We start from the raw sequence: 11,113 nt of genomic DNA, 5'->3' as shown, positions 1-11,113 counted from the left end.
CTACCACGCCGACGAGCAGGTGTCCTCCCTCCTGCAAAGAGCAGTCTGATCTAACACAAAGATGCTATCCGATAACCTCACTACAAATAGCCAAAACAACCTAGCGGACAGAAGACTAGTGAAGGTGCTGCGTATGGGCGTCGTCCCATACATGGAAGCTTGGGAGCTACAAAAGAGCTTAGTAGCTAGCATAGCCTCAAATGAACATCCGGAATCATTAATCCTACTCCAGCATCCCCACACATATACCATAGGTAGGAAAGGTGGACATGACCACCTTCTAGCATCTATAGAGCAACTCCGGGCAATGGATGCAGAAGTCATAGAAACCGATAGGGGCGGTGATATAACATACCATGGTCCAGAACAGATCGTGGGATATCCCCTGATCAACCTCCGAAATATAGGTAGCGACGTGCATAAATATCTCCGCATGCTTGAAGAGGTGCTCATAAGAACCCTGAACGACTACGGTTTCTCAGCCCATAGAGATGAGCAATACACTGGCGTGTGGATCGGGAAAGCCAAGATAGCAGCCATCGGTGTCAAGATAAGCCGAGGTGTAACAATGCATGGCTTTGCTATAAACATCAACACAGATCTCAGATATTTCGACATGATAATTCCTTGCGGCATCACTGGCAGAAGTGTCACCAGCCTACAGGTTCTTCTAGGTCGCACAATTCCCTTAGAAGAAGTTATGGATCACATAGAACATCACTTTTCTGAGGTATTTGAAGTCCGGCTAACAAGGTAATAGTTAGATTTATAGAGCTCATATCATGTAATATATATGAGCACTTATTTCCTGTAAGTCTTTCTCTGTAGGAACCTCTAAGTTGAGTACTAGGTTTGTTGCGCTTAGCCATCGCGATTTCAGGCTACTTTGGATTGGCCAGTTAATATCAACCATAGGCTCGCAAATGAGCTTTACGGCTATCAACTGGCATATATATAGACTGCTTAGCAACACAAGTTATTCTCTAGACATCTTGGGGAGACACTTCGAGCTTGGAGCCGAGGCATTAGGGTTGGGGATATTAGGCATGATAAGAGTCCTCCCCATAATCTTCTTCTCCATGCTAGGAGGCATGGTAGCTGACACACATGACAGAAGACAAATACTCTTATGGACAGAACTCGGAGGGGCAGTAGTATCTGCCCTACTAGCGATAACGACCCTTACAGGCAACATATCTCTTGGCATTATCTATCTCTTGACAGCGCTTAGCGCAGCTGTCTCCGCATTTGATACTCCCGCCAGGCAGGCAATAGTCCCTCAACTTGTGCCCAAAGAGCATCTAACTAATGCCATAAGTCTGAACACCTTGGACTGGCAGATAGGCACGATCATAGGTCCCGCTATTGCCGGAGCACTAATTGCCTCTCTAAGCATAGGTTGGGTCTATGCTATCAACTCACTAGCATATCTTATAGTACTGACTCTCATTCTTATGATGAGCTTCCGAGGGAAGCCAGCTGCACAGGAAACAAGCATCAATTTGCGAGCTATGTTCGAGGGGTTCAAGTTTGTACGCAACACGCCCATCATATGGAGCACCATGATCCTTGACTTTTGGGCTACATTCTTTTCATCTGCAAGAACCATGTTACCTATAGTAGCTGGGGATCTCCTGCAAGTAGGGCCCGTAGGTTATGGCGTGCTATCTACAGCACAATCTATAGGCTCAGTGATCGCGGGCTTGATTCTCTCCCTAAGAAGGGAGATCTACCATCAAGGTATAGTCCTCCTAATAAGCGTCGCAATCTACGGTATAGCTACTGCACTGTTCGGCGTTTCCAAGATCTTCGTGCTTTCGTACATACTATTTGCACTGACCGGAGCTGGAGATACAGTCTCCACGGTGATTAGAGGCACAGTGCGGCAGATACTTACCCCAGACCATCTTCGAGGCCGAATGGTTGGGGTCAACATGATATTCTTCATGGGTGGACCACAGCTAGGAGAACTAGAGGCTGGGCTAGTGGCCTCGGTGCTAGGAGTGCCTTTTGCTATCGTAAGTGGGGGTGTAGCCACTGTACTGATTACATTGTGGGTAGCTGCTAAGTATCCATCACTACGACAGTACAAGAGCTCATCAGAGCCTGAGCTTGCTATAGCCTAGAACTTCTGATGCCACCTATTGCGTATCTTTGGCTGCTATTAGCTTAGGGTCCTAACACTGAGAAGGGATCTATTCTTACCTAAAAGGCTACCCACATAAACTTACCTTGCGAGCACCAGCACCAGATCATTTACATTGGTGCCGGTGGGCCCTGTAAATATCAAATCGCCGGTAGCCTTGAGATAATTGTAAGCGTCATTCCTAGCAAGGTATCGCTTAGCATCCAAGCCAGCAATTTTACCTCTGGCCACAGTTAAGCCATCCACGATACCTCCAGCAGCATCGGTTGGGCCATCCGTTCCATCTGTTCCCAAAGATGCCACTATCACGCTCTCACATCCCTGTATGGCCAAAGCGGCCGACAAAGCTAGCTCCTGGTTTCTTCCCCCTACACCATCGCCTCTCACCGTAACTGTAGTTTCGCCACCAAGAAGCACAGCAACAGGTGGGCTATGGGGGACGTTCTCCTTCACTATATTGACTGCTATGTTGCCCACAGTCTTACCCAACTCTCTTGCTTCTCCCTCCAGTCTTGAGGTAAGGATCAGAGGCTCATACCCTAGTGCTGCTGCCCGATATGCTGCTTCGCGGAGCGCCAAGAACACATCCGCTATAACCCTAATGGATACCTTCTCAAACTCTGGACTGCCTGGCTTGGGAGTTTCAGTTACCTGCCCTTTAGCACCGGCAAGCAGGTATTCATTTACAGTTACTGGCAATTCAACTCCCAAGCTGTTCACAACCTCAAGCGCATCCTGATAGGTAGTAGGATCCGGAGTCAGGGGCCCAGAGGCTATAACATCCAGATCATTACCTATAACATCTGACACTACAAGTGCCACCACCCTGGATGGATATACTACCCTAGCAAGCTTACCACCACCTGATCTGGAGATGTGTTTGCGAACGGTGTTAAGCTCTCTAATGTCAGCACCAGCTAACAGCAAGCGTTTCGTGGTCTCCTGAAGGTCTTCTAGAGTGATATCATCTTCCGGCAAAGTACATAAAGCTGAGGCTCCACCTGAAATAAGAAATATTACTAAATCCTTACCAGAAGTCCCTTTTAGGAGATTTATCAGCTCCGTAGCGGCCGTTACCCCTGCAACATCCGGGACAGGATGCCCAGATTCAAATAGCGTCATGCCTAGTCTATCTACGTTCTTCCCATGACCATACTTGGTTATAACGAAGTAGATGTGTGCGCGGTCGCCAAGTACATCATGCACACCGAGGGCCATGTCGGCAGCTGCCTTGCCTATCGCGATAACCAATATTCTCCTACACTCATCCAGAAGAATCGCAGAATCGTCACATCTCAATTCGTCGCCTACAAGTTGAAAGTTCCTTCTAACAGCATCTCGAGCATTACATGCTTTTACGCCAGCCATCAATATATCCTTAGCATCATTCCTAAGGGTCTCTATTGAAATCACACTGATACCCTCTAGTTTTCTGTGTTATTACATAGTATCCAGCTTCTGGAGTAGTATGCATTCTAAGCGAAATTTACAGGAGGATGAGTATGAGCTTACCTAAGGACTACCTGGAGAGGGTATACGCTGGTGTGTTGGGCAAGATCATTGGAGTGTACCTTGGAAGACCTTTCGAAGGATGGCCCTATGACAAGATCAAATCTGAGCTCGGGTACATATGGTACTACGTAAATAACAAATTAAAACAACCACTAATAGTAACCGATGATGATATATCCGGGACATTCACCTTTATAAGAGCACTTGAGGACTACGGGTACAGCAAGGACCTATCGCCAGAGCAGATCGGCAATACTTGGTTGAACTATATCATCGAAAACAGAACCACACTATGGTGGGGAGGGCTGGGCAACTCCACAGAGCATACAGCCTATATACGCCTCAAGCAAGGACTGAAGCCCCCACAAAGCGGATCAATAGAAACCAACAGCAAAGTTGTAGCTGAACAAATAGGTGCCCAAATATTCATTGATGGCTGGGGAATGGTCTCCCCAGGAGATCCTGAGATGGCCGCTGATCTCGCGCGAAGAGCTGCCTGTGTAAGCCATGATGGCGAGGCAATATATGCAGCGCAGGTTATAGCAGCTATCGAAGCTCAAGCATTTGCAGAAGACAACATCGAGAAGCTAATAGACTGTGGGGTATCATTCATACCCCAAGATTCCACTATCTACAGGTTGATAGCTGACATAAGAAACTGGTGCACAGCATATGACGATTGGGAGAAAACACGGGAGTTAATAGAGCAAAAGTATGGTTATGACAAATACGGAGGAGGATGCCACGTGGTTCCCAATCACGCACTGATAATCAACGCCCTTCTATATGGAAAGGGCAATTTTCAGAAGTCTCTCATGATAGTCAACACATGCGGATGGGACACTGACTGCAACTCTGGTAACGTTGGCTGCATCCTTGGTATAAGGAATGGCCTCGAAGGGATAGACCTAGGACTAGACTGGAGAAGTCCGTTAGCGGACAGAATGTATATAGCATCCGCAGACGGAGGCCATGTAGTGACCGATGCCGTTCGAGAATCCTATCGTATAGCCAATATAGGCAGGCGATTGGCAGGGATGGAGCCTGTGTTACCTAAGGGAGGAGCCAGGTTTCACTTCGAAGCTCCAGGAGCTTTGCAGGGATTCTACGTAGACAAATCCGATGGTTGTTGCCAGACTGCGAGTATAAGAAACAGTGCTATTGAGCAACTTCCTGGGAATAGAGCCTTAGAGCTGGAATTCGCACATATATGTCCCGGACAGAGCGCAAGAGCACTAACTCCCACTTTCATACCTCCCGATGATCTGGACATGCCAGGATATAAGCTAATGGCTTCCCCACAGCTGTATCCAGGCCAAACCATCCGGGCATCATTCCTAGCCTCTGATATATCAGGCGAGGCAAATCTGTCCCTGATAGTAAAAACGTATCGATCAGATGGCTCCACAGAACTATTCAAATCTGACTCTATCCTATTGATACCCAGACAACAAAAGACTATAGACTGGAGAGTACCAAATACCAACAACCAGACTATATACGCAGTGGGGATTGAGATCTCTAGTGATAGATACTCCTCAGGAAAAGTCTATCTTGATTACCTCACATGGGACGGCGTACCCAATGCCAACCTGATATTGCCAGATAAACAAAATTCGGGACTACCGTGGATCGATGCTGTAGATCACACTCTGTATCCACCAGGAGGCGGGATTGTCCTTATTCAGGACGAGGGTACGGGTCTCCTTTTTCAAGGATGTGATGACTGGCAAGATTATACTCTTCATGCCTCTATATCGATACATATGGCTGAAGCTGCAGGCTTGGCTTTCCGAGCAAGAGGAATAAACAGGTATTACGCCCTGCTATTCAGACCAAGGAGTAGCAGAGTAGAGCTGATAAGCAGATTCGATGAACATACATCAGTCCTACACAGTTTCGGGAAAAAGCTTGAATTAGATCACTACTACGATATAACCATTAGCATAAAGGATGATACTGTCTACGTAGCATTGGGAGGCGAGGCATTTGAATATAATCTATCGAACACGCTTCTATCCTCAGGCTTCGTTGGGCTGGTCTGTACCGAGGGTAGAGTCGATTGCAAGGCTCTGAGTATTACACCATAAAAATGTGGTGTAGGGCCTAGGCCCTACACCACATCCAATGAGATGCCTTTTACATGGGCTTCTACAGGATTCCAGTCCTCAGCAGCCTCTCTAGCTAGGTGCTTGCGTAGCAAGCGCTTGGCATCCTCAGCTCTCCTCCTGTCCTCCTCTTGGACCCTACGGAAGAACTGAACTAGCTCTTGATCACCCATGAAATCCGCATCCTCTACATAGGACGAATAGGTCTCCGCGCCCTTTAGAGCGTGGTAGATAACACTAATAAGGTCGTAAACCACATCCCTTGTACCAGTAACAGCGTTGCCGTTATCGGCTATCATTTACCACACCTCCCTTCTGCACTGGAGCCTCGCAATTCCCATGCCAACTTTATCCTCAGGCGGCTCCATGTACTTATACTACTAATTTAAACGTTTGTCTAGAGATAAAAGGATGCAAAAACGTTTGTTTATATATTATATATCTTCTTTGCTCATCTCCTCTCCTAGTGTAGTCTATAGTGCTTGATCTATTGTTGAGGAACAGATCCTGCTTACTGTTATTACTAGCAAGAATAGTGCAACGAGGTGGAGAAAATGGAGATGATTCCGAGAGAAAAATACTATCATGAGGTCCGAACTCAACTGACAAGAGCTATACTGGCTGCACAGTTACTGAAGCGCGGAGGGCGACACAATTTTGATCCTACGCAGATTAAGCTTCTACATACTCTTGAAGATAGCTTGATGAGGGCATCTTGGCTAATTATGACACATAAGATCAGTAATATTGGCTCCCATCAACCTACCAGTAGTAAATACAGACACAACTAATTTTATATAACTTTAGGTAGCCAGCGAGTAAAACATGCCACTAGATCGAACAATACCTTTGATCTCCATCATGGTTAGAGAAGCACTTACCACAGCAATGGGCATGTTACTTTCGAAAGCTATATCATCGATATGCTTTGGCTCAACCCCCAGGACCTCAAGAAGCGCCCGCTCAGTAGGATCATCTGTAACAACAGATCTAGAATCGTTCTTCAAGTTGACACGATCTATATCTAGCTCTTCCAGTATATCTTCCACACGACTAACTAGTTTAGCACCCTGCTGGATAAGATAGTTCGTACCCGCACTAGTTGGACTAAGTATGCTTCCAGGCACAGCCATTACTTCTCTCCCCTGCTGAGCTGCGAAACCAGCACTAATTAGCGCTCCGCTCCTCATATCAGCTTCTACTACTACAACTGCGAGGCTAAGTCCAGTAATGATCCTGTTCCGTGGGGGGAAATTACGAGCCTCTGGTCTTGTTCCCAAAGGATACTCACTGACAAGAGCACCTGACTTTGCTATATCATCCGCTAGCTTTTTATTTTCCCAAGGATATACCTGATCCAAACCACTACCAAGAACAGCTATCGTCCTACCACCAGCTTCAAGCGCAGCTCTATGAGCATATGAATCTATTCCCCTTGCAAGTCCGCTCACTACTGTCACACCATTCATTACCAAGCCCGTAACTATTCTCGATACTACATCCCTCCCATAAGTTGTTGCCTTACGAGTACCTACCACCGCTACAGAACACTCATCTTCCTGAACGATATCTCCCTGGACATAGATCACCACCGGCGGGTTAGGTACATAGCTCAACAACCGAGGATAGCCAGGAGAATCATATGCGTAAGGCTTGATCCCCCTAGACTCGAGCTTCTCCAACTCCAAGTATGGATTGATCGATTTCCTGGCCTTAAGCATAATACCTATCGCTCTATCATCCATCTCAGCAGCTTTCAGCTCCAAAGCATTCGCCTCCCAGGCAGCCTGCAAGCTGCCAAAATGGGCCAGTAATTTCTTAATTCTCACAGGACCTATACCGGGGATACGACTGAAAGCTATCCAATAAGGTAGATCGGGAAAATCTTTGCAAGAAGACATGGCGTAATTATAACAGAGACCTAGACTGCTAAGGAGCTCAAAACTCTTGGTATAATCCTGCAATGCAAAATCTCCAGGAGATGCGTTTGACAGAAGGGCAACCTTTCATCTCTGTGATCATCCCTGCTTACAACGAGGCTAAACGCCTGCCAGTTACAATCCCTAAGATCGTTAGCTTTCTTAGCTTGCAGGGATGGCAATACGAGTTAATAGTTGTCGATGACGGCAGCACAGACGAAACGCAGCAGATAGCCTGCAAGCTGAGTGAAGAATACCCATCTATTAAGCTGCTTAAGCTGCCACATAGAGGTAAAGGTCCTGCGGTGAGAGAAGGCGTGCTAGCAAGCACAGGGGATTTAGTATTATTTACAGACGCTGACCTCTCTACTCCAATCTCTCAACTCAGCAAATTACTCGAACGCATAGAGCAAGGATACGACATAGCTATCGGGAGTAGAGAAGGAGTGGGAGCTAGAAGGTACAAGGAGCCCTTCTATCGACACCTAATGGGGAGAGTATTCAACCTGTTTGTCAGGGTACTAACATCTGCGCATTTTAATGACACTCAATGCGGCTTCAAGCTCTTCAAGAAACACGCAGCCAAGGACATTTTTTCGAATCTGGTTCTTTACGGTAACATGGCCCCTGCCATCAAAGGGCCTATGGTCACGAGCCTGGATGTAGAAGTGCTTCAGATAGCGGCCAGAAGAGGGTACAAAGTCGCTGAGGTACCGGTCGAATGGCACTATAGTTCCGGGAGCAAGGTCAGACCTGCGTTGGATTCATATAGAATGCTTAAGGATATAATCCGGATAAAGCTCAACGATCTACGAGGAATGTACGATAAGAAGTAGGTGATGAAATTGGGTATATTCAAAAGGTTCTTCTCTGGCAAACAGTCAGACAAAGATGGGTTGTATCTCTACGTCAAGTGCGATTACTGTCAGGAACCTATACGTATCAGGGTAAACCCATCAACAGACCTAAACCCTCTCTATGAAGGCCCCGGAGACGATCCTAGCGGCTACGAGCTTAACAAAGAGATAATGGGCAACCGGTGCTTCAGATTGATAAGAGGTACTTGGTATTTCGATAAATCCAAGAGAATCATAGAGAGCAATATAGAAGGCGGCATAGAGATATCTGCCGAGGAATACAACCGCCTGCAAGGAGAATCTAGCGGAGAGTGAAGAAGGACCCTTCATTTGGAAAAGTATTGATAGTAGGGCTCGGACTCATAGGAGGCTCGATAGGTCTAGCTCTGACCGACAACAGGGTTGAGGTCCGAGGAGTGACTAGGAGCGTTAGCACCCTTGAAGAGGCCCTAAGAAGGGGAGCTATAACTGGGGGCTCTACTAGGCTGGAGGACGAAGCACCACATGCAGACTTGATAATACTGGCAGCTCCCACAAGAACCTCCATAAATCTTATCCCCAATCTGGCTCAGCTAGCTAAGAAGGGTACAGTAATTACTGACGTGTGTAGCAGCAAAGTTGACGTGGTCAGAGCAATGAATCAGCTTCCAAGCAACCTAAGAGCTGTCGGTGGACACCCAATGGCAGGGAAGGAAACACCTGGTATATCAGCAGCGGAGAAGGATCTCTTCCTGAACTCTCGTTGGGTACTCACCGAAACCAAAAGATCAGACCAAGAAGCCAAATCCATGTGCGAAGAACTAGCAAAGCTATGTGGAGCCAACGTACTATGGCTAGATGCCGAGGAGCATGATCTGGCAGTCGCCTACATCAGCCACTTACCACTACTCACTTCTGCTGCCCTAGTACTAGCTGCGGAGGAGGCAGACACAGAAATGACGCACAAGTTGGCGGCAACTGGCTTTAGGGACAGTACCCGTTTAGCAGCAGGAGACCACCAAATGGGTGTAGACCTCATACTAACTAATTCTCGGAATATTCTCCAAGCCATAAACATGTTTACACACAAGCTGCAACAAATGGCAGATGCCATAGAAGCAGGAGATGAAAGCATACTGCAATCTCTCCTGGAAGAAGCAGCCAACATCCGGAGAAACCGGTATTATAGAGATAATACTCCTTAGATCTTTGCCTAAGGGACTTCATAGAATTCTCTATCAAAACCAATGATGAGGTTGACAAATTGGATATCACCATATCTCCAGCACGATTGGTCCACGGCAATATCATGCCGCCGGGAGATAAAAGCATATCCCACAGGGCAGCAATTTTTGGCGCACTAGCCCAGGGCACCACGGATATCTATAATTATTCTCCAGCCCAAGATTGCCAATCTACACTAGAATGTCTCCTATCTCTTGGCATCGGAATACACAAGGATGGCAACCATATTCGGGTGGAGGGAGTGGGAGATGCAGGCTTCCACGAGCCTGAAAGTGTACTAGATTGTGGTAATTCAGGAACCACTATGCGCCTGCTCATCGGTGCCCTAGCCCCTATGGACCTTTATGCTGTACTTATTGGGGATAAAAGCCTCACAAAGAGACCGATGGACAGAGTGCTCAAACCTCTGGGTGATATGGGACTCCGATATTACGCTAGAAACAAAGATAGGTATCCACCAGTATCAATCAGGGGAGGCAAGATTCAGGGCATCTGTTATCAAACCCCTGTAGCTAGTGCGCAAGTCAAGAGCGCCATACTGTTAGCGGGATTGAGAGCTGAAGGAGAAACTATTGTAATAGAGCCTGCCAAATCAAGGGATCATACAGAACGAATGCTAAAAGCCATGGGGGCTCAGATACAGTCTGATGGCACGACCGTCAGACTGATAGCCAGCAGACTGTCGGCAACCACTTTCCATGTTCCTGCTGATCCTTCATCAGCAGCCTTCATTCTGGCAGCAGCACTCATAGTTCCTGAATCAAAAGTTACAACAAGCAACATATGCCTTAACCCAACTAGAATAGGGTTCATAAACGTGTTGGAAAGAATGGGGGCTAACATAGAAATTCATAATGAAAGAGAATCTTCAGGGGAGCCCGTAGGTGACATAGGGGCTTCCACATCAGAACTAACCGGTATAGAGATTGGGGGGGCGGAGATCCCAACACTGATAGACGAGATCCCTATACTAGCTGTTTTGGCTACGCAGGCAAAGGGCAGAACAGTCATAAGAGACGCCGAAGAGTTAAGGATCAAAGAAACTGACCGCATAAGCGTACTGTGTAGAGCGCTACAACAGATGGGAGCCGATATTAGAGAAATGAGAGACGGTTTCGAGATACACGGACCTTGTAAGCTAAAGGGTGCTAAGGTAGATCCAGACCACGATCATAGAATAGCTATGGCTCTAGCTGTAGCCTCACTTATAGCTGAGAATAAAACTACCATATTAGGAGCAGACTGTGCTTCAATATCCTACCCAAACTTCTGGGATCACCTCTCATCTCTAGGTGTAGAGCTAAGCAGCACACAGTCGGATTCAAAAACTAACTATAGGCTTTAGCT

The 11,113-nt window shown here is 46.9% G+C and carries 10 protein-coding genes; 7 read left to right on the top strand and 3 right to left on the bottom strand.

The window, feature by feature from the left end; genetic code table 11:
* Positions 1 to 61 precede the first annotated feature (61 nt).
* A complete protein-coding gene (gene lipB / locus N2245_RS13700) occupies positions 62 to 757 on the top strand; it encodes a lipoyl(octanoyl) transferase LipB (RefSeq protein WP_494537275.1) in 696 nt (231 codons plus the stop codon).
* Positions 758 to 839: 82 nt separating this feature from the next.
* Positions 840 to 2,126: an MFS transporter gene (locus N2245_RS13695; RefSeq protein WP_494537274.1), complete on the top strand. Its 1,287-nt coding sequence runs from the start codon at positions 840 to 842 to the stop codon at positions 2,124 to 2,126.
* A gap of 101 nt (positions 2,127 to 2,227) precedes the next feature.
* Here N2245_RS13695 and N2245_RS13690 read toward each other — a convergent pair whose 3' ends face one another.
* Positions 2,228 to 3,559: a glycerate kinase type-2 family protein gene (locus tag N2245_RS13690; protein WP_494537273.1), complete on the bottom strand. Its 1,332-nt coding sequence runs from the start codon at positions 3,557 to 3,559 to the stop codon at positions 2,228 to 2,230.
* Positions 3,560 to 3,648: 89 nt separating this feature from the next.
* On the opposite strand from N2245_RS13690, the gene N2245_RS13685 reads away from it, so the two are divergent.
* Positions 3,649 to 5,748 (top strand): ADP-ribosylglycohydrolase family protein, encoded by a 2,100-nt coding sequence (locus N2245_RS13685; protein ID WP_494537272.1) that lies wholly within the window; start codon positions 3,649 to 3,651, stop codon positions 5,746 to 5,748.
* A gap of 23 nt (positions 5,749 to 5,771) precedes the next feature.
* On the opposite strand, the gene N2245_RS13680 is transcribed toward N2245_RS13685, so the two are convergent.
* Positions 5,772 to 6,065: a hypothetical protein gene (locus N2245_RS13680; protein WP_494537271.1), complete on the bottom strand. Its 294-nt coding sequence runs from the start codon at positions 6,063 to 6,065 to the stop codon at positions 5,772 to 5,774.
* A 504-nt stretch (positions 6,066 to 6,569) separates the two neighbouring features.
* Positions 6,570 to 7,532 carry a DNA-processing protein DprA gene (gene dprA / locus N2245_RS13675; protein WP_494537270.1) on the bottom strand — a complete coding sequence of 321 codons (963 nt, stop codon included), beginning with the start codon at positions 7,530 to 7,532 and terminating at the stop codon, positions 6,570 to 6,572.
* Between the two features lie 221 nt (positions 7,533 to 7,753).
* Between dprA and N2245_RS13670 the strand changes: the two genes are divergently transcribed.
* From N2245_RS13670 to aroA, 4 genes are read left to right on the top strand one after another with little or no spacing between them, the layout of a single operon-like run.
* The gene (locus N2245_RS13670) at positions 7,754 to 8,521 is read left to right on the top strand and encodes a dolichyl-phosphate beta-glucosyltransferase (protein ID WP_494537269.1); all 768 of its coding nucleotides are present in this window, start codon (positions 7,754 to 7,756) and stop codon (positions 8,519 to 8,521) included.
* A gap of 9 nt (positions 8,522 to 8,530) precedes the next feature.
* On the top strand, positions 8,531 to 8,857 hold the full coding sequence (locus tag N2245_RS13665; RefSeq protein ID WP_494537268.1) for a hypothetical protein: 327 nt from the start codon (positions 8,531 to 8,533) through the stop codon (positions 8,855 to 8,857).
* Positions 8,854 to 9,726 (top strand): prephenate dehydrogenase, encoded by an 873-nt coding sequence (locus N2245_RS13660; RefSeq protein WP_494537267.1) that lies wholly within the window; start codon positions 8,854 to 8,856, stop codon positions 9,724 to 9,726. The genes N2245_RS13665 and N2245_RS13660 overlap by 4 nt, the downstream gene beginning before the upstream one ends.
* A gap of 59 nt (positions 9,727 to 9,785) precedes the next feature.
* Positions 9,786 to 11,111: a 3-phosphoshikimate 1-carboxyvinyltransferase gene (gene aroA, locus N2245_RS13655; protein WP_494537266.1), complete on the top strand. Its 1,326-nt coding sequence runs from the start codon at positions 9,786 to 9,788 to the stop codon at positions 11,109 to 11,111.
* Positions 11,112 to 11,113: the final 2 nt, after the last annotated feature.

The sequence above is a fragment of the Thermobaculum sp. T2p genome, assembly GCF_059335935.1.
This window is presented reverse-complemented; position numbering and strand designations above follow the sequence as displayed.

Bases quoted from the DNA above. Each gene is read 5' to 3' on its own strand.
- N2245_RS13680 (WP_494537271.1), bottom strand. From the start codon at position 6,065: ATGATAGCCGATAACGGCAACGCTGTTACTGGTACAAGGGATGTGGTT.
- lipB (WP_494537275.1), top strand. From the start codon at position 62: ATGCTATCCGATAACCTCACTACAAATAGCCAAAACAACCTAGCGGAC.
- N2245_RS13685 (WP_494537272.1), top strand. From the start codon at position 3,649: ATGAGCTTACCTAAGGACTACCTGGAGAGGGTATACGCTGGTGTGTTG.